This is a genomic window from Haloferula chungangensis (genome assembly GCF_042664875.1).
GTDB classification, from domain to species: Bacteria; Verrucomicrobiota; Verrucomicrobiia; order Verrucomicrobiales; family Akkermansiaceae; genus Haloferula; species Haloferula chungangensis.
The window spans coordinates 457,415-474,882 of the sequence record NZ_JBHTBS010000003.1; the positions used below are offsets into that span (position 1 = coordinate 457,415).

At 57.5% G+C, this 17,468-nt stretch carries 16 protein-coding genes and 2 tRNA genes; 11 read left to right on the forward strand and 7 right to left on the reverse strand.

Annotated features, from left to right (window positions below):
* Positions 1–40: 40 nt before the first annotated feature.
* Together ACFQY0_RS08580 and ACFQY0_RS08585 are read right to left on the reverse strand one after the other, a co-directional pair.
* The gene (locus ACFQY0_RS08580) at positions 41–502 is read right to left on the reverse strand and encodes a MarR family winged helix-turn-helix transcriptional regulator (protein ID WP_379711339.1); all 462 of its coding nucleotides are present in this window, start codon (positions 500–502) and stop codon (positions 41–43) included.
* Positions 503–650: 148 nt separating this feature from the next.
* Positions 651–1,091 carry a hypothetical protein gene (locus ACFQY0_RS08585; RefSeq protein ID WP_379711341.1) on the reverse strand — a complete coding sequence of 147 codons (441 nt, stop codon included), beginning with the start codon at positions 1,089–1,091 and terminating at the stop codon, positions 651–653.
* A gap of 126 nt (positions 1,092–1,217) precedes the next feature.
* Here ACFQY0_RS08585 and ACFQY0_RS08590 point away from each other — a divergent pair.
* Positions 1,218–1,308 (forward strand) — tRNA-Ser (locus tag ACFQY0_RS08590).
* Positions 1,309–1,714: 406 nt separating this feature from the next.
* Here ACFQY0_RS08590 and rnc read toward each other — a convergent pair.
* Together rnc and ACFQY0_RS08600 are read right to left on the reverse strand one after the other, a co-directional pair.
* Positions 1,715–2,422 carry a ribonuclease III gene (rnc, locus tag ACFQY0_RS08595; RefSeq protein WP_379711343.1) on the reverse strand — a complete coding sequence of 236 codons (708 nt, stop codon included), beginning with the start codon at positions 2,420–2,422 and terminating at the stop codon, positions 1,715–1,717.
* Positions 2,423–2,486: 64 nt separating this feature from the next.
* Positions 2,487–2,562: transfer RNA gene (locus tag ACFQY0_RS08600), tRNA-His, on the reverse strand.
* Between the two features lie 57 nt (positions 2,563–2,619).
* Here ACFQY0_RS08600 and ACFQY0_RS08605 point away from each other — a divergent pair.
* Positions 2,620–2,961, forward strand: a complete 342-nt coding sequence (locus ACFQY0_RS08605; protein ID WP_379711499.1) for a Smr/MutS family protein — start codon at positions 2,620–2,622, stop codon at positions 2,959–2,961.
* On the opposite strand, the gene ACFQY0_RS08610 is transcribed toward ACFQY0_RS08605, so the two are convergent.
* Complete coding sequence (locus ACFQY0_RS08610) at positions 2,906–3,439, reverse strand: cob(I)yrinic acid a,c-diamide adenosyltransferase (protein WP_379711345.1); 534 nt, start codon at positions 3,437–3,439, stop codon at positions 2,906–2,908. The two genes, ACFQY0_RS08605 and ACFQY0_RS08610, sit on opposite strands and share 56 nt — an antisense overlap.
* A gap of 113 nt (positions 3,440–3,552) precedes the next feature.
* Between ACFQY0_RS08610 and ACFQY0_RS08615 the strand changes: the two genes are divergently transcribed.
* The 8 genes from ACFQY0_RS08615 to ACFQY0_RS08650 all read left to right on the forward strand — a co-directional run bounded on the left by ACFQY0_RS08615 (position 3,553) and on the right by ACFQY0_RS08650 (position 12,627).
* On the forward strand, positions 3,553–4,305 hold the full coding sequence (locus tag ACFQY0_RS08615) for a 7-carboxy-7-deazaguanine synthase QueE (protein ID WP_379711347.1): 753 nt from the start codon (positions 3,553–3,555) through the stop codon (positions 4,303–4,305).
* A gap of 69 nt (positions 4,306–4,374) precedes the next feature.
* Entirely contained in the window at positions 4,375–4,764 is a 390-nt protein-coding gene (locus ACFQY0_RS08620) for a hypothetical protein (protein WP_379711348.1), read from the forward strand.
* Between the two features lie 118 nt (positions 4,765–4,882).
* Positions 4,883–6,208 (forward strand): UDP-glucose dehydrogenase family protein, encoded by a 1,326-nt coding sequence (locus tag ACFQY0_RS08625; RefSeq protein ID WP_379711350.1) that lies wholly within the window; start codon positions 4,883–4,885, stop codon positions 6,206–6,208.
* Between the two features lie 109 nt (positions 6,209–6,317).
* Positions 6,318–6,470, forward strand: a complete 153-nt coding sequence (locus ACFQY0_RS08630; RefSeq protein ID WP_379711351.1) for an entericidin A/B family lipoprotein — start codon at positions 6,318–6,320, stop codon at positions 6,468–6,470.
* Between the two features lie 74 nt (positions 6,471–6,544).
* Positions 6,545–7,774 (forward strand): RsmB/NOP family class I SAM-dependent RNA methyltransferase, encoded by a 1,230-nt coding sequence (locus tag ACFQY0_RS08635; protein WP_379711353.1) that lies wholly within the window; start codon positions 6,545–6,547, stop codon positions 7,772–7,774.
* Positions 7,775–7,793: 19 nt separating this feature from the next.
* Complete coding sequence (locus ACFQY0_RS08640) at positions 7,794–7,919, forward strand: hypothetical protein (protein WP_379711354.1); 126 nt, start codon at positions 7,794–7,796, stop codon at positions 7,917–7,919.
* A gap of 486 nt (positions 7,920–8,405) precedes the next feature.
* Positions 8,406–11,864, forward strand: coding sequence for a hypothetical protein (locus ACFQY0_RS08645; RefSeq protein WP_379711356.1), 3,459 nt, complete (start codon positions 8,406–8,408; stop codon positions 11,862–11,864).
* A 46-nt stretch (positions 11,865–11,910) separates the two neighbouring features.
* Positions 11,911–12,627 carry a hypothetical protein gene (locus tag ACFQY0_RS08650; RefSeq protein ID WP_379711358.1) on the forward strand — a complete coding sequence of 239 codons (717 nt, stop codon included), beginning with the start codon at positions 11,911–11,913 and terminating at the stop codon, positions 12,625–12,627.
* Between the two features lie 373 nt (positions 12,628–13,000).
* Here the strand turns inward: ACFQY0_RS08650 and ACFQY0_RS08655 are convergent, their stop codons facing one another.
* Positions 13,001–15,157, reverse strand: coding sequence for a polyribonucleotide nucleotidyltransferase (locus ACFQY0_RS08655; protein ID WP_379711360.1), 2,157 nt, complete (start codon positions 15,155–15,157; stop codon positions 13,001–13,003).
* A gap of 177 nt (positions 15,158–15,334) precedes the next feature.
* Entirely contained in the window at positions 15,335–15,592 is a 258-nt protein-coding gene (rpsO, locus tag ACFQY0_RS08660; RefSeq protein WP_379711362.1) for a 30S ribosomal protein S15, read from the reverse strand.
* A gap of 637 nt (positions 15,593–16,229) precedes the next feature.
* On the opposite strand from rpsO, the gene ACFQY0_RS08665 reads away from it, so the two are divergent.
* Positions 16,230–17,462 (forward strand): zinc-dependent metalloprotease family protein, encoded by a 1,233-nt coding sequence (locus tag ACFQY0_RS08665; RefSeq protein ID WP_379711364.1) that lies wholly within the window; start codon positions 16,230–16,232, stop codon positions 17,460–17,462.
* Positions 17,463–17,468 lie beyond the last annotated feature (6 nt).

The window sequence follows — 17,468 nt, forward strand, 5'->3', positions numbered from 1 at the left end:
GCGAATCAGCAATCGGGGGCTATGTCAGCGGATTCGATGCTCACGCGATGGCGCGGCTCTTGAGGGCCCGCTTCGTGTGCTCAACGGTTTCCGCCTGGTCCTCATCCATTTCGGACAAGATGCCAGCGAGATCCGACGCGATTTCCGAGCGCATTTTCGATACCAGTTCGATCCCCTTCTGGGTAATGCGAACCATGATCTTGCGACGGTCTTCGGCGGCGTGAACTCTTTCGACGTAACCCAACTTTTCCAATCGATCGACGAGACCCGTGGCCGCGGCGGTCGAATGACCCATCTTCTTCGCGATATCCGACATGGTCAGATATTCTTCGCTGGAAAGATAGGCCAGTAGGAAGAACTGAGGGAACGACACATTGCCTTTATTGAGTTCCGTCGAGAGGTTTAGGATGCAACTACGTTGCGTAAACAGGACGAAGTCAGCGAGGCGGTCTGCATCTGCATGCAGGTTTGGTCCGTTAGGACCTGGGGTTGTTAATTTCATGGCTGGTTGTAGTGTTCATCTTTCGGGACATGTAAGGGAGCACAGCCATTGCGGGGACCAAGCTAGCAAGGAGACCAGACATTTAACAAGACCTAAATTACAAAAAGAACCCCTGATGGCGGTCGGCTAATTTTGAAAAAAGCGGAATTCAATCACCCTCGACGTCGCTTTTCTCGAAATTTTCGCCCGAAGCTTCCACGACGGGCTCGCTTTCCGTGGAGACGAACTCGCTGCTTTCGGGTGCCTCCGATTTGAGCGGTCTCGCGTAGACCTGATCTCCAAGCTTCAGCTCTCCTGACTTCCAATCAGCGGCCGTGTATCTTCCCATTCTTTCCCCACTGACGATCAAGGTCGCCGAACGTTCGTTCTGCCCTCCGAAACTGGAGAGCAGCAGTCCTTCGCCGAGCTTCCATTCGCCGTATCCTTCAACCAGCACGAAGCGCTGACCTTCATTGATCGATGCGATCTGACCCACCAGTCTTGGTGCCGTCGCTGAGACTTCCTTTTCTTCTTCCCCTTCTCCATCACCAAGCCCGCACGAGACCAGAGTCAGGAGCCAGGCGAGCAGCGCAACTCGATACCAATTCATACCAACCCAAGCGACACTCCCGGGCCACTCCGTGCAAGTCTCGCTTTTACTTCACTTTTTTATATCGGAGTCATTGACGACTTCCGAGGATTCTGGTTCAACCTGCGCCCGACGCGAGTCTCCAACGGATCGGTGGCTGAGTGGTCGAAAGCACACCTTTGCTAAAGGTGCGTACCTCAAAAGGGTACCGAGGGTTCGAATCCCTCCCGGTCCGCCATCACCCCTGCCCAGCTTTTCTGGTCAGGGGTGATTGCTATTTAGGGCTACAGATCAGCTTCCGATCGAAAACCTTCATCTCACGCTGTGGTTTGTGCCAGGGAGAGCCCCGGCACTTGAGGCGCGCCGTCACCTTCACGTCGCCCATCTGACCGAATGAGGGCGATTCCAGTCGGATTGCTTGGTGGGTGGGAGATCAATCATGCAAGGCGAATCGGTGGATTCCTGAGGCACTGTTAGAGCGCGCGACTGGTGTGAGGCACCGTCGAGCGGGACCGCCATTTCGTGGAGCCATGAATTCAATCGCGCTTTCGCCGTGGCGCCTCAGGGAAAAAGCCCATCACAGGTCAATAGGAGCCTCGTAACTCAGGTCCAAATCGACCCATGAATGGTTTCGTCCGGTCGGGTTACCCGCCGCCTTTGATCTCGGACTCCCGCTCCCAAACACGCGCTCTCAAGGCTTCTCCCGCCGCCCGCGCTTCTGCCTCCTTCTTGCTTTTCCCCCGTCCGAGAGCGAGGACCATGCCTCGCCAAACGACTTGTGCCTGAAACACCTTGCGATGATCCGGACCGGTCTCACTGAGAATTTGATATTCGGGCGGCTCCGGTTGGATGGCTTGCAGGCACTCCTGCAACTCCCCCTTGGGATTCCGTTCTTCGGGACTTCCGGAAAGAGCCTCGATCTCCGATTGAAAGAGTCGCAACACCAGCTCGCGAGCCCCATTGAAGCCGATGTCGAGATAGACGGCGCCGATCAGGGCCTCAAAAGCATCCGCCAAGGTCGAGACGCGACGCCTGCCACCCGTGGCCTCCTCGCCCTTTCCAAGAAGCACATAGGACCCCAGATCAATCGCCAACGCGAACCGCGCCAGTGCCCGCCGCGATACCAGACGTGATCGCAGCTTCGTCAGCTTGCCTTCCGGAAAGTCCGGGAACATCTTGAAGAGGTCTTCTGTTAGAATCAACTGAAGCACCGCATCACCTAAAAATTCCAGTCGTTGGTTGTCGAAGTGCGGTCGCTGGGACTCGTATGCCAGGCTCGGATGGGTCATCGCCTCTGCCAATAGAAGCGAATTGCGGAACTTGTAATCCAAGCGACTTTCGAGACTTTCCATGGCGACTAGCAGTCCGGAACCCATCTCTTATAACCAGGAGTACGTCACTCCCCGATGAAAAAGGTGGGGTGACCGACGGGGCTCGAACCCGCGACAACCGGAATCACAATCCGGGGCTCTACCAACTGAGCTACGGCCACCGTTACCGGAGGCGGGGAGACCTAAGCCCCCCGAGCCGTTTTGCAAAGCGAAAAATGATGTTCGATGGTCATGAATTTTTCCAAGGTCCCCTCGTGGACGATGAACCGCACCGCATCCCGATCACTTCGGAGCTGGATCTGCACACTTTCCGCCCGTCGGAGATCGGCGATCTGCTGCCCGAATATTTCACCGAATGCCTGACCAACGGCATTTCGAGCGTCAGAGTCATTCACGGAAAAGGCACGGGCAGCTTGCGCGAAGGAGTCCATGCGCTGCTCCGGCGCCTGCCGCAGGTCGCCGACTTCCATTACCCCGCCGGTGAAGGTTCGGGAGGATGGGGCGCTACTTGGGTGCGTCTGCACGCGCCAGAATCCAAAGCAGGTCCGAGAGGCGATTGAAATAAAGACGCACCGATTCCGGCACCTCATCGCCCGCCTCGTGAAGCCTCCAAATTTGTCGCTCTGCCCGACGCGCCACCGAGCGCGCCACGTCCAATCCGGCCCTTGCCACCGAATGCTCGACTCCCGGGCGAGCCCAGCCCGTAAAGCGAATGCCGCGCTCTTCGAACTCGCGGGCCTTTTCCTCCAACCAGCTCACATCCTTCTCCTGCACCTTCGCGTAGCCTTTCGCATCATAGCGTGCCACGTCCTCTGACAGGCACGCAAGCTGCCCCATCAGCCCTACGAGTTTTTCCTGAACCTGATCGACAATCGCCTCAATCTCCTCCGTCAACCCCGAGGCGCGCGCCATACCAAGCGCCGCATTCAGCTCATCCACCGCCCCCAGCGATTCGACCCTGGTGCTCGTTTTTGCGATTCGCCTGCCGAAAAGCAGATCGGTCTCTCCTGAATCCCCACGTCCCGTAATGATGCTCATGCGAGAGGTCATAACGTCGAACGCCCAATGGTCCAAGGTCGGCTTCAAAGCAGGGCTCTCCAGTTCCGACTTTTAGGCTTCCCGACCTACGAGCCTTCAGACTTCCTAGCCCCATGAAGCTCGCCAAACTCAATGACGGACCGGAAATCTTCCACACCATCCAGGGGGAAGGCGTGTCCGCCGGGCTTCCCGCCATTTTCATTCGCGCCTCCCGCTGCAACCTCCACTGCCGCTGGTGCGACACCGACTACACCTGGAACTTCGAAGGCACTCCGTGGCCTCACGACTTCGACGCCGATCCCAATTACCACAAACATCGTAAATCAGATGTCACCATCGAGCTCAGCCCCGCGGAGATCGCTGAGCACGTTCTCCGCTTCCCGACACGGCGCGTTGTTCTAACCGGAGGAGAACCCCTGCTTCAGCAAAGCGCATGGCTGGAACTCATCACCCTCCTCCGAAAAGCCGACCCAGCCTACCTATTCGAGGTCGAAACCAATGGCACCCGCATGCCGACCCCGGACTTCGAAGCCGCCATCGACCAGCTCAACATCTCTCCCAAACTCGCCAACTCCGGAATGGAGGAATCCACCCGGCTCATCCCCGAAGTCCTCACTCACCTTGCGGACAATCCCAAGGCCTGGTTCAAATTTGTCGCCAGCTCAGACGCCGATGTCGCGGAGATCGAATCCATCGCCGCACGCTTCAAGATCCCTTCCCAGCGGATCCTGCTCATGCCGGAGGGTCGCACCGCCACCGAACTCGACCGTCACAGCGCCGGGTTCGCTGCGGAAGCCCTCGCCCGTGGCTGGAGATTCTGCGACCGGCTCCACGTCCGACTCTGGGGAGACAAACGGGGCGTCTAACCGTCGATAAATCTTACGCAACTTTCCTCTCGCCCTCGGGTTCCTTCCAGCGAACAGTCCAAGCCGACCATGAAACGCGATCACGAATCCAACCCCGAAGCATGGGAAAAGGATCCAGTCTGGGACCTGCTCCGGCAGAGCCCATGCGTCGAGGCACGTCCTTCTTTCGCCGACAATGTCGTTCGTGCCGCCCGCCTGGAGCCCGCTCCACAAGCTTGGTGGAAACGCTTCGCCTTGCCGATCGCCGTTGGCGGACTGAGCACGGCAGCGAGCGCCGTCATCGCCATCGTGCTGATCGTTCAGCAGCCTGCCGTTGAGTCCAGCATCGTTGAGACCACGCCCGCCGATTCTCCGCTCGCAGCCCTTGATGAAGCCCTGCGCACTGAGGCTCTGCTCGTCGCGGCTGACCATCCTGCCGATTTCACCGATGCCGAATTGGTTTCGCTGATCGCTTACTAAGCAAGGTCGCTTTCGAGCTCCTTGTTGACGAATTCGACGCATGGCAGACCGGGACTTGCCTGCCCGGAAACGACCTGCTACACGCAGCGCCTATTCCGAATAGGGAATCCTTAGCTCAATGAATATCACGATCATCGGAACCGGCTATGTCGGTCTCACCAGCGGCACCTGCTTCGCCGAAGTGGGCCACAACGTCACCTGCGTCGACAACAATCCTGAGAAAATCGAAACCCTGCTCAAGGGCGAGATCCCTATTTACGAACCCGGCCTTGCCGACCTCGTCAAACAGAACGTCGCTGCAGGTCGCCTGAAGTTCACCACCTCCACCGAGGAAGGCGTTAAAAACGGCGATATCATCTTCATCGCAGTCCCGACCCCACCGCAAGCCGATGGCTCGGTCGACCTGTCCTTCATCGAGAAAGTCGCTCGCGAAATCGCCCAGTGCCTCACCCCCGAGCACGGCTATCGCGTGATCGTCGACAAATCCACCGTCCCCGTCAAAACAGGTGACAAGGTCGAACAAACGGTGCGTCGCTACGCCCCCGAGGGAGTTCAGTTCGGCGTGGTTTCCAATCCGGAATTCCTGCGTGAAGGCTGCGCCGTTGACGATCTTCTCAATCCCGACCGTATCGTCATCGGCTCGAACGACGAAAAGGCTCTCACCTACATGCACAAGCTCTACGAGCCATTCGTAGCGCCGGTGCTGGTCACCGACATCAACTCGGCCGAGCTGATCAAGCACGCCGCGAACTCTTTCCTGGCGCTCAAAATTTCCTACATCAACGCCGTCGCCAACATTTGCGAAGCCGCTGGCGCCGACGTTGAAAAGGTTGCCGAAGGTATCGGCATGGACAAGCGCATCGGCCGCCAGTTCCTCAATGCCGGTCTCGGCTACGGTGGCTCCTGCTTCCCGAAGGACATCAAGGCCTTCATCAACATTTCCGAGACCCTCGGCCAACCATTCGGACTGCTCAAGGAAGTCGAGCGCATCAACTTCGATCAGGCCGATCGCTTCCTCAACAAGATCCGCGAAAAGCTGTGGGTGTTCCGGGAAAAGAAAATCGCTCTCTGGGGACTCGCCTTCAAACAGAACACCGACGACGTCCGTGAATCGGTCGCCGTTACCCTTGCGCAGAAGATGCTCGATGAAGGCGCCAGCGTGATCGCCACCGATCCTCAAGGCATCCCTACCGCCAAGAAGTTCTCGAATCTCACCGGCGACATCACCTTTACCGAGGACATGTATGCCGCGCTTGATGGTGCTGACGCCCTGATCATCGCCACCGAGTGGCCTCAGTTCGCCGCAGCGGATCTTTGCGAAGTCGCCAAACGCTTGCGCACCCCGCTCGTCTTCGACGGCCGGAACCTCCTCGACCCTGAAGATGTCAAAGCCGCCAAACTCGAGTACTACTCCATCGGTCGACCAGCGATCGACTCTAACTGACCCGTCCTCCCTGGCCTTGCCGCAGGGCTGAGGACCGCTTGCTCCAAGCTCGCATTCCTTGAAGATTCGAGGTTGAACTCTGATCGGGCCATTCGATAATCCTTGCGACATGAAAAAGAACTTCATCCGACTTGCATTGCTTGCTTTCGCTGGTAGCTGCATCATTTCCTCCTGCAACACGACCAAGGGCTTCGGTGAAGACCTTCAGAAGGTTGGAGGTAAAATCGAGAAACAGGCCGACGAAACCGGGGGCACGGATTAAACCGCCCTCGATTCGACCATCAATCACAGGCCGGGCCGGATATTCTCCGCACCCGGCCTTTTGCGTAAGAACCCATGTCTAAATCCCCACGCCGCGCCGCCGTCTCCATCCTTCGTGCCTGGGAGAAGGGCCATGTCTATGCCGATGGCCTGATCGAACGTCACGCATCACGCAACGATCTTTCTTCCGCTGATCGCGGACTGCTCAATGCCATCGTTCTCGGCGTCCTGCGCCACCGCCGACTCCTCGATCATTGGATCGGCAAACTGCGCAAAGGGAAACTCGACCACGAAACTCGGGACATCCTCCGGGTCGGACTTTGCCAACTTCTCATCCTCAACCTGCCCGACCACGCCGCCGTTTTCGAAACCGTCGAACTCGGCAAATCCAGAGGCCGAGGACTGATCAACGCCGTGATGCGCCGGGCTGCGAGCTCGCGACAAAAGCTGCTCGACACCGCTGAGCTACCGCCTGCCGTGGCCTTCTCCCATCCCGACTGGCTCTACAATCGGTGGAAGAAAGCGTTCGGTAAGGATGAAGTCATCAGCCTGATGGCCTTCAACAACGCCCCCGCGCCAACGATCGCCTGCCTCAATCCCCTTACCGAACGACCGGAAGTTCCAGAATCAGACTCCGAACTTGAGCTTCCAACCGGCTACTTTGAAGTCGAAGGAAAGGTCCCTGCCGAACTTCTGGCCAAGGGCCAGATTTACATCACCGATCCCGCCACCCGTCACTGCGTCGACCTCCTCGCCCCCCAAACCGGTGAGAAAATCCTCGATGCCTGCGCCGCTCCTGGCGGCAAAGCCTTCCTCATCGCTGCCGCTCAAGGTTCCGGCAAGAACCTCACCTGCACCGACTCAAACGAGAAACGCCTCCCGCGACTGGAACAGAATCTCGATCGCCTGCATATCATTCCCGCCGGCATCGAAGCCCACGATTGGACGAAACCCGCCCCTGAAAAGTGGCACGGTCACTTCGACGCCATCCTCCTTGATGTCCCCTGCTCAAATACCGGCGTCTTCCGTCGACGCGTGGACGTCCGCTGGCGTTTGCAGCCCGAAGACATCACCCGTTTGACCAGAACTCAGACGGCGATCCTCGAAAACGCTCTTCCTTGTCTCAAACCCGGCGGTCGCCTTGTTTATTCCACCTGTTCCATCGAAGCTGAAGAGAATCAGGATCTGGTAGCCTCATTTCTGGCCAGACATCCTCAGCTGAAACTTGAGAAGCAGCACCAAGCACTCCCACACACTGACGGCACTGACGGTGCCTATGCAGCTTTGCTTGTCACAAACGCCTGAAATCGAAACACTCCCCGCCATGAAGTCCTGCTTTGGCATGCTGATCTCCTTGATCATCCTGATCGCCGTTATCGGTGCAGCCGTCGGCATCTGGTATCTCAGCGATACCGCAGAGTTCGAACGAGTCGAAGCTCCGGCGAGATAGCCTCGACATTCGGCGCCCATTAGCGCCCTTTGGTTCCCCATTCTCAGGCGGCATCCCCGGCTCCCTCTCTCCTTTGGGGCTGGTTGAACAGATTGGGCCTATCCTCCCGGCCTGACCAGTCGCGGAATTCCATCAAATTCGATCGATTCACCGCACACCCTCGGGAGGCCACATCCCCTCGCATTCCCGTACGCCGGACTGACGATTTGCGACCTACCAAGCATAATTTTGCGCCATAATCACAAGAAATGAGGATAGACGATCAAGCCTCCTCCCATTCATTCTTTGCTTTACAGAGAAACCAACCTTACAAGTTGCGTATTCACTCTGTGCATTCATTTTATCTCAAATTTGGATGCGGCCGCGTGAAGAATCCGTCCATCCACTAACCCAATCATCACCGTGAAAAAGAACCCAAGAATGCATGTAAGGCCCAGGAAGCAGTCTATCAAAAATCGAGGATTTGCACTGATCATTACCATCAGCATGATGATCCTCCTAGCCTTGCTAGCTGTCGGCCTGCTCACTTTATCGAGCGTCTCTCTCCGTGCAAGCAATCAAGGGCAGGCACTGGTGGAAGCGAGAAGCAACGCGAAGATGGCGGCGATGATGGCCATTGGCCAGCTTCAGGGTTTGACGGGACTCGACACCCGGGTGACTGCCAGCGCGAAACTTCTCGACGAAAGCAATGTCGAGGTTGCCGGTGCCTGGCGTAGCTGGGAAGGAACCAATCATGGCTCCGATGGCATGCCGATTCCGCCAGATTATGGCACGAAGACTCAGGCAGGCGATCCCTCTGATCCGGTCGGAAGCAGTGGCTCCGGACGCTTCCTGGGCTGGCTCACTTCGACAGCGTTTGGAAAGACGGGAAGCACCAGTGAGGTCCCGGGGACCGCAACCACCGGAAGTGGCGAGATGATCAAGATGGTCTCGACCGGAACCCTCGACACCGCGGACGAGGTCTACATCGAACCAACCATCATCAAGTCGGCCGACGGAAAGGAGTCCGGAGCCTTTTCGTGGTGGACGACAGGTGACAATACCAAAGCGCTCGTGAATGTCGGTTCGGAAGAAACCGCCAGCTCGGAGTCCGACTGGCAGAAGCGCCTGCGTGGCAACCTGCTCCCCGACCCCGACATCTTCGGGCTTCCAGAGCTCGACGGACTGACCACCGAGGATGTTTATATCCCTACTCGCCGCAGCTTGGAACTCGTTTCCAGCGCCGCACTGACCGGCGATGAATTCTATGATATTACGACCTACAGCCGAGGTCTCCTGACAAATGTCGCCACCGGCGGCTGGAGAAAGGACCTGTCCATTTTCTCTGAATACTACAACCAGCTTTCGAGTTCGCGTCTTCCACTTTTCGCGCAGGCTCCTGGCCAAGACCTCGAATTTAGCCGGGCATCTACCGGCTCACGCCCGAGCAATGCCTTGATGTATCATTGGGCGGATTATCTCGGCGCCTCCGGCAACCCTGCCTGGAAACAGACCCCGCCGGTCTGCTCATGGACGGCTCTTGCGAACTACATGACGCAGTACAAGTCATTGAGGACGCGATCGACGAGCAGCATCGTCATGAGCCCGGACGGTGGCTCGGTGTCGGCAAGTGGCACTCAAGGACGTTATAACTTTCAGGAAAAAATCAGAATCCACCCCCAGGTAGCTCGAATCCAGTGGGTCTTCTCTCTGGGAGCCGTTCAGGTGGGCCAGCAGTACAATCCTGGGATCGTGGTGACCCCGATCATCACCCTGTGGAACCCCTACAACATTGCGCTGACCGTTCAGGGTTTCCAGATCAACTTTGACGAGGTCTTCCCTCTCCGCATGGACTTTGAAGTCGCTGGCAAGGCCTATGTGGACCGGCCGATGAACAGCATCGTTAACAACAACATCCGTGCGAACTTCCCCACCATCTCCCTAGATCCCGGAGAAAACAAAGTTTACGGGATGAACAACACCACCCCGGTCACCAACACCGGTAGCCAGGTGATGCAACTCGCCGAGGGTTATCGACCAAACGGCGGTGCGATCTTCACACGCCTCAACGATCACGACAATAATCCCAGCACGGCTCCGATTGCCATCTCCGCGACCGCCACCGACTCGTTCAAGGTCACCAATGTGGAATTTGCGGCCAACGGCCTCGAAGGCGTGGGCGCCAGCGAAGGCATCGGTGTGCGATTCCAAGTCAACAGCCAGGTCGCCAACTCGATGGAGATCATCGTGATGAGCTACGATAAGAACGACATGGGAGGCGACGATGTGATCAGCAAACTCTATCCTCCGATCACGGCTCCCTTGCCTGTCACGGTTGGCGATATCACCGGTTCGCGGAATGTTCCCTTCACGACTGCGACCCTTGGACTTCGCATGATCAGCCCTCCGCCGCCGGATACCCGTTTCCAGAACCTCCGCACGAAGGGAATCCTGCAAGCCAACCCCCTCCAGCACTATGCGGAAGTGGGCGCAGGAAATGATGGCAACGCCATCGTCAACCTCGCCGGTTCCGGTGCCTATCATACCATCAACGCTCCCTACGACTTCATCATCCAGGAAGCTCAGGACTGGAACGACTCGGCGGTCACCGTTGATTTCGATGCCTCGACTCGCCGTGGCTACATCGTCTCCGGAACTCGCTCGATCGATGGAGTCAACCGCTGCGTCATTGCAGAGCTTCCGACCAGACCCCTGCAGAGCTTGGCTGACTTGCAGCATTTCGATGTTCGCAACAACAACCAGATGCCTCCGTTCCAGTTCAACCTGATCGGCAACTCATCTGCCCACCCAATCTTCGGACCAGACCAGGTATCCATTTCGACAGCGGGTCCCTTCGCCGGTCTGTCCAATGACGATTCCTACCTCCTCAACCATGTTCTGTTTGATGACTGGTTCATCTCTTCGATCGCGCCGGACACCCAGAACTTCTCAGCCCGGGAAGAGCGCTCGGATCAAGAGGTCATGACTGAGTTCCTCGAGGGGACCCGGGACCTGCCCAACCGATTCTACCTTCCCAGCATCCTGGCCAACGACGACGATCCCGATACGATCGCAAGAGCCTACATGAGTGGCCGGGTCAACCGGGATAATGGTCTCTATCCATTCCAAACGGTCGCCTCTCTCATGGAGGTGGAAGGAATGTTCAACATCAACTCCGTCTCGGTCGATGCCTGGAGAGCCATTCTTCGCCGCAACCGAGATCTCGAAGTTCCTTATTTCTCCGGTTCCGGATCGGTCAGCACCGAACCCTCGAAGGATCCAGCGTTCCCACGGACAACGGTGGCCAGCGATGTCAGCACGACTGGGAATACCGTCACCGGAGGAAACCCGCACTCGGCTGCCGTTGGAGGCTATCCAGCCCTTACGGATACTCAGATCGATGCTCTGGCCGAAGAAATCGTTTCACAGATCCGCTCACGGGGACCGTTTCTCTCCTTGGGAGAATTCGTCAACCGCCAGCTTTCAAGCGACACGGATAAGGCCCTCGCCGGCACGATTCAACGAGCCCTCGATATTCTCTCGGAGAGCTCCAGCTCCGCGAAGAATCCTTTCCAAGCGCTCATGCAGGCAGGTGAGTTCGTGACCAACGTGCCCCCAGGCGCTACCGATTACAAATTCCCCGAAGCCGCCTTTGGGTCGACCAACTTCGGTGTTCCAGGCTGGGTGCGTCAGGCTGACATTCTGCGACCACTTGCTCCGATCATGTCGGCTCGCGACGACACCTTCACCATTCGGACTTACGGCGACTCGAGAGATCCCTCGGGAACCATCCAGGCCCGTGCGTGGTGTGAGGTGGTGGTCCAACGGACTCCCAATTACGTCGATGAGACCGACGACGCCGTCGTCATCCCACAATCGTCGGACATGAGTTCCGAGGTGAACCGCCTCTTCGGCCGTCGTTATCAACTCGTGTCGTTCCGTTGGCTGAATGAGAGTGAGGTCTAATAATGGGCTTTCGCATTCCAATTCACTGTCCTAGCATTCTATCGACATGATGAACGTATTCTCCGGGCTAAAGTACACGGCACTATTCTTCGCGCTCATGCTAGTGAGTGTTTCAAGTCAGTCATTCGGAGCCGACCGGATTGCCAAAGCTGTCTTCATTGATCCACCGAAGGGAGCTCCTGAGAAGGTCTTCCTGGTCGCACCAGAGGAGGACGCTGTCGAAGTGCCCCTGCAATCCCGGGCATTTTCCGCAGATCTGGCACTTCCTAAGGGCGATCTCGTCCTCGCAATTCTCCCTCGGCCCTTGGCAGAAGGAGAAGCCGTCCCGAAGGGTGCTCCCACGGTGAGGATTCCTGAGGGCTGGTCGCGTTGCTACCTTCTCTTCACCGTCGACACGAAGAACAAGGTGTTTCCACTCAAGGCCATTCCCATCGACGGCTCGCTCAACAATTTTCCTGTCGGGCACTCGCGCATCGTCAACCTTTCCCTCGCCATGGTGAAAGGGAAGTTCGGGGAAGACATCATCACAATTCCTCCTGGAAAGATCGAGAATCTGAAGCCCCAGATGAAGGACATCGGAGCCTATCCGGTAATGGTCGACTTCATGATGAAGGGCGATCCAAAGCCTCAGCCGCTTGCCCGCACGAACTGGCAGCACAATCCGCTATCACGACAAGTGGTTCTGATTACCAAGCCGACTGGGGTAAAGTATCCTCAATTCAAGGTATTCCAGGACAGGGCCCCCAAACCCGTAGAGAATTAAGGCGATTCAGAAACCAGACTTCAGAAACCAGACGGGCGCCACGCTATCGAGCGTCTCGCCCCCTGTTTCCGATAAACCCGGGTCTGTTGAAACCCGGATTGAGGCTGCAGCCGTCGAACATCTGGCACTTGCGAGCGATTGGCAGGATCCCCGCCGGATACCGCTGAGACCGCTGAGACCGTGAACAATTTCAATTGGATCTCTGGATCTCCTCATCGACCTCTCCTGCGTCCGCTCCCCGCCCAGGCACGAGGACCGCTGACTTGCTGACTAAATGAGCGGGTATTCCCCCCTCTGAAGCCGGTGGGCCCGGGCATGAAAAAGCCCGCCACCCTTTTTCAGAGTGGCGGGCTTTGGAATAGCTATGAGCTGCTTACTCGGCGTTGGCCGGCTCAGCAGCGTTTTCGGCTTCAGCGGCTTCAGCCTTCTGGTCACGGAGCCATGCACGACGGCTCATCTTGACGCGGCCTTTCTCGTCGACGCCGACGCACTTGGCGGTGATCATCTCACCCTTCTTGACGACATCCTCAGGATGCTCAGTGCGGCCTTCGGCCAACTCCGAGACGTGAACGAGGCCGTCCTTACCGGGCAGCACTTCCATGAAGGCACCGAAGTTGGTGATCGAAACCACCTTGCCGGTGTAAACCTTGCCAACCTCGATCTCCTGGAACATCCGGTCGATGAGTTCCTTGGCGCGGTTGAGGCCTTCTTCCTTGGAAGCGTAGATGTGAACGGTGCCGTCGTCCTCAATGTTGAGTTCAGCTCCGGACTCCGCCTGGATGCCCTTGATGTTCTTACCACCAGGTCCGATGAGTTCACCGATGCGATCCGCTGGGATCTTGACGGAAACAATGCGTGGGGCGTGCTCGCTCATGTTCTGAGCTTCGCTCACACACTCATTCATCTTGGCGATGACAGCGGTGCGGCCGGTCTTGGCGAGGCGGATGCCTTCTTCCAGGATCGAAAGCGGCAGGCCGGGAAGCTTGAGGTCGAGCTGGAAGCCTGTGACCCCTTCGTCGGTGCCGCAGAGCTTGAAGTCCATGTCACCGTAGAAGTCTTCCGAACCGATGATGTCGAGGAGCACCTTGTGCGCCTTCATCGTGCCGTCTTCGTTCCACTCGGTCACCAGACCGGTCGAAATCCCGCCGACAGGTGCCTTGAGGGGCACACCAGCGCAAAGCAGCGAGAGCGTTCCGGCGCAGACGGTTGCCATCGAGGTCGAGCCATTCGACTCAAACACTTCGGAGGAAACACGCATTGCGTAGGGGAAGTCCTCTTCGTCAGGGATCACCGGAGCGATCGAACGCTCGGCGAGGGCACCGTGACCGATTTCGCGGCGGTTGATGCCACCCATGCGACCACACTCACCCACCGAGAATGGAGGGAAGTTGTAGTGGAGGATGAAGCGCTTGCTGTCCTCACCACCGGCGTAGTTGTCGAAGAATTGCTTCTCGTCAGCAGGAGCCAGGGTGCAGATGCCCATCGCCTGAGTTTCGCCACGGGCGAAAATCGCGGAACCGTGAACGCGTGGCAGGGAGTCCCTTTCGGCGAACAGCGGACGGAGCTCTTCGATCGAACGACCGTCGGCACGCACGCCTTTTTCCATGATTGCGACGCGGAATGCCTTCTTCTGAATGTATTCGAAGACCTGCTCGATTTCGAAGTCGGTCGTCTCAGGATACTTTTCCTTGATCGCGGCTTCGACTTCGTCGCGCAGGGCACCAACCTTCTTACCTCGCTCGACTTTCGAAGGCGCGTAGATCGCGTCCTCGATGCGGTCGCCGGCGATCTGGTAACCGACTTCAAGGAGGTCTTCCTTGGCCACGGTCACCTTGTATTCACGCTTCGGCTTGCCGGCGAGGCGGACGAGCTCTTCCTGAGTTTCGACGAGCTTGGCCACTTCACCTTGGGCGAAGTGGAGAGCCTTGATGAATTCGTCTTCAGGGAGCTGATCGGCTGCTCCTTCAATCATGATCACGTCCTGCTTGTTGCCGACGTAAACAAGGTCGAGATCGCTTTCTTCACGCTCATCGAAGGTCGGGTTGACGACGAACTCGCCGTTCACACGACCCACACGCACGGCACCGATGGGGCCCGCGAATGGAATGTCGGAAATCGCAAGAGCGGCGGAAGCGCCGTTCATTGCAAGGATGTCGGAATCGTTCACCTGGTCTGCGGAAAGCAGCAGTGCGACGATCTGAGTTTCATAAAGATAACCTTTCGGGAAAAGCGGACGCAGCGGGCGGTCCGTCATGCGGCAGGTCAGGATTTCCTTTTCGGTAGGGCGTCCTTCGCGTTTGAAGTAGCCACCAGGGAATTGACCGGCAGCGGATGCCTTTTCCTTGTATTCAACGGAGAGCGGGAACCATGTCTGGCCCTCGCGGACTTTGGTTTGGGAAACGGCGGTCACCAGAATGACGGTTTCGCCGGAGCTCATCACCACGGCGCCGTCAGCCAGCTTTGCCAGCTTGCCGGTTTCGAAGGTGATGGGGTTTGAGCCGACCTGACTCGTTACGGTATGGATGTTCATTGTCGTATGTTACGTTCTTCAAATGCCCCCGCCAACTCGGCGGAAGCTCAGTGGATTCAGACAGCCCGAAAATAGGTTGAGGGTCTGTCCACGGAAGGCTGGCAATCAGAAATCCAGCCCACCGCATTCAAACGAAACGGCCACGGATTGATCCGTGGCCGCATCGAGGGAAAGTTGTTAGCGACGAAGGTTGAGTCCCTTGATCAGCTTCTGGTAGCGCTCTTCAGACTCGCCACGGGTGTAGTCGAGAAGCTTACGGCGCTGGGCAACCAGCTTGAGGAGACCGCGGCGGGACGAAACGTCCTTCTTGTGCGTGCCGAGGTGTTCAGTGAGATGCAGAATGCGTTGGCTCAAGAGGGCAACCTGATAGTCGGAACTACCGGTGTCGGTTGGGTGCATCTTGAAGTCTGCCGGATTGATGGTGCTTTCGCTCATGTATTTGTTTTGTTCAGTCCAGCCACCTTAGCCGGTCTGCCCTTGGTCGGGACGGCGGAGGAAAGCGGAAATCCGGGGATTTGCAAGGAGAATCCGGCCGATCCGCTCCGTGAATCCCCTGCCGACAAGTTCAGGGCACCGATAACACAAAATTTTCATTCCCAATCGCTCAGGGCGATCAAGCTAGGGAAGGAATTGGACCAGGATGGATGGGAAAAATAGGATGAAGGCAACGAGATCCAATTATCCTGGTGATGATCGTCTTGGTTGAACCTCGATTCTAGCCTGAACTGAGGACCATGATTTCAATATCCTACCCACCTGTCCCGCCATAGCCTTGGCGACGGAGGATCCTATCCATCTTGGTCCGAAAAATTTCAGCGGGAGCCGATTCTCTCCCTAACTTGATCGCTCTTGCCCAATCGCTGGATATTTCGAGCTCCCGAATCATTTCCGCATCCCGCACCTATTTTTCTGCGATTCCTGATTACCCGCCATGCCATGAGATCTCCCCGCCCGTTCATCTCCTGCTGCAGAATCCCCCGTTGCGAAGTCCGATGGGTTGCTTACTTTCACCGCTCGCACCATTGAAAGCTGGAGTCTCTTCTCAGCCGTGTCCTCCAAGACGATCAAACCCATGCTGAAAGATCACCACGCCAGTCGGAACAGGCTGCTCATTCTCCGCATCTTCCCAGTTCTGACCTCCATTTTCCTGGCTTCGATCGCTCCGGCGGCCGTCTCCGTGGACCCTCCTCAAACCATCACCCACCAAGTCGTGGTTCAGCCGATCCGCGTGAAAAAAAGCGATGGCTCGATCGCCGATTTCATGGGCACTGCGTCTTCAGAGGCTTACATCAAAAACGAGATCAACCGCATCTGGGCTCAGGTCGGCGTCCGAATCGACTGGCTGGCCCCGGTCGACTACACCAGCGACTTTGCCTACGACGGATCCCCGGCGAACTACACCACCCGATCCCGGCCGACCAGCCACCTCAACACGATCGTCAACAACAGCGGCACTCCACCCCGCAGCTCGGATCCGAAAGTTCTCAACCTCTTCTTCGTCCGCATTCCGGCAGGCTTCAGCCAACTGAACAGCAATACCTCGGCCGGCCTCGCTTACATCGACAGGAACGGCTCCACCATCTACGTCGGTTCCAGCCTGCTGACCTTCACCAGCGGACGCGACGTCGTGGCCAGCGTGATCGCTCACGAAATCGGCCACAACCTCGGTCTTGATCACTTTTCCAACGGCACCACCAACCTGATGTATTCGCGCACCGGCAGTGAGCCTTCCGGAACGCCGTATGGCGAAATGCTCGTCGCCTCCCAGTCGACCACCATCTTCACCAATCATTACGGCACCGACGGCTACGACTTCCTCCAACCCCTCCCTCCGCAATCCCATTACCTGACCTGGGCAGATCTCCATGACCTGAGCGGAGGACCCGAGGATGATGATGACCTCGACACGCTCAGCAACGCGTTCGAATTCCTCTACGGCAGTTCTCCCACCGCCTTCACCCCCCATCCCGCCGCAAGCATCAACGCCCAGGGACTGACCTGGAATCTCGCCAAGTCAGCCGACGCGCTTGCCGATGGTTTCTCCTACATCGCAGAAAGCAGCCTGACTCTGGAAAGCTGGCGACCTGCCGGCAGCGCCAATAGCGGCAGCAGCATTCTAACAGACAACACCAGCACGTTCAGCGTCCGCTTGAATGCCGGATACCCGCAAGCCTTCATCCGCTTCGATGTCATCATTCCCGCTGGCCTCGAGGAACGTGAAACACCTGTCAGTATCGCCGCGGAAAACGGAGCTCAGGAAGCCGTCATCTCCGACGGCCATCAAAGAACAGCAGTCGCCGAGTGAACCCGC

Bases quoted from the DNA above. Each gene is read 5' to 3' on its own strand.
- ACFQY0_RS08620 (WP_379711348.1), top strand. From the start codon at position 4,375: ATGAAACGCGATCACGAATCCAACCCCGAAGCATGGGAAAAGGATCCA.
- ACFQY0_RS08630 (WP_379711351.1), top strand. From the start codon at position 6,318: ATGAAAAAGAACTTCATCCGACTTGCATTGCTTGCTTTCGCTGGTAGC.
- ACFQY0_RS08580 (WP_379711339.1), bottom strand. From the start codon at position 502: ATGAAATTAACAACCCCAGGTCCTAACGGACCAAACCTGCATGCAGAT.
- ACFQY0_RS08585 (WP_379711341.1), bottom strand. From the start codon at position 1,091: ATGAATTGGTATCGAGTTGCGCTGCTCGCCTGGCTCCTGACTCTGGTC.
- rnc (WP_379711343.1), bottom strand. From the start codon at position 2,422: ATGGAAAGTCTCGAAAGTCGCTTGGATTACAAGTTCCGCAATTCGCTT.
- ACFQY0_RS08645 (WP_379711356.1), top strand. From the start codon at position 8,406: ATGATGATCCTCCTAGCCTTGCTAGCTGTCGGCCTGCTCACTTTATCG.
- ACFQY0_RS08650 (WP_379711358.1), top strand. From the start codon at position 11,911: ATGATGAACGTATTCTCCGGGCTAAAGTACACGGCACTATTCTTCGCG.
- ACFQY0_RS08640 (WP_379711354.1), top strand. From the start codon at position 7,794: ATGAAGTCCTGCTTTGGCATGCTGATCTCCTTGATCATCCTGATCGCC.
- ACFQY0_RS08610 (WP_379711345.1), bottom strand. From the start codon at position 3,439: ATGAGCATCATTACGGGACGTGGGGATTCAGGAGAGACCGATCTGCTT.
- ACFQY0_RS08665 (WP_379711364.1), top strand. From the start codon at position 16,230: ATGCTGAAAGATCACCACGCCAGTCGGAACAGGCTGCTCATTCTCCGC.
- ACFQY0_RS08655 (WP_379711360.1), bottom strand. From the start codon at position 15,157: ATGAACATCCATACCGTAACGAGTCAGGTCGGCTCAAACCCCATCACC.
- ACFQY0_RS08605 (WP_379711499.1), top strand. From the start codon at position 2,620: ATGTTCGATGGTCATGAATTTTTCCAAGGTCCCCTCGTGGACGATGAA.
- rpsO (WP_379711362.1), bottom strand. From the start codon at position 15,592: ATGAGCGAAAGCACCATCAATCCGGCAGACTTCAAGATGCACCCAACC.
- ACFQY0_RS08635 (WP_379711353.1), top strand. From the start codon at position 6,545: ATGTCTAAATCCCCACGCCGCGCCGCCGTCTCCATCCTTCGTGCCTGG.
- ACFQY0_RS08625 (WP_379711350.1), top strand. From the start codon at position 4,883: ATGAATATCACGATCATCGGAACCGGCTATGTCGGTCTCACCAGCGGC.
- ACFQY0_RS08615 (WP_379711347.1), top strand. From the start codon at position 3,553: ATGAAGCTCGCCAAACTCAATGACGGACCGGAAATCTTCCACACCATC.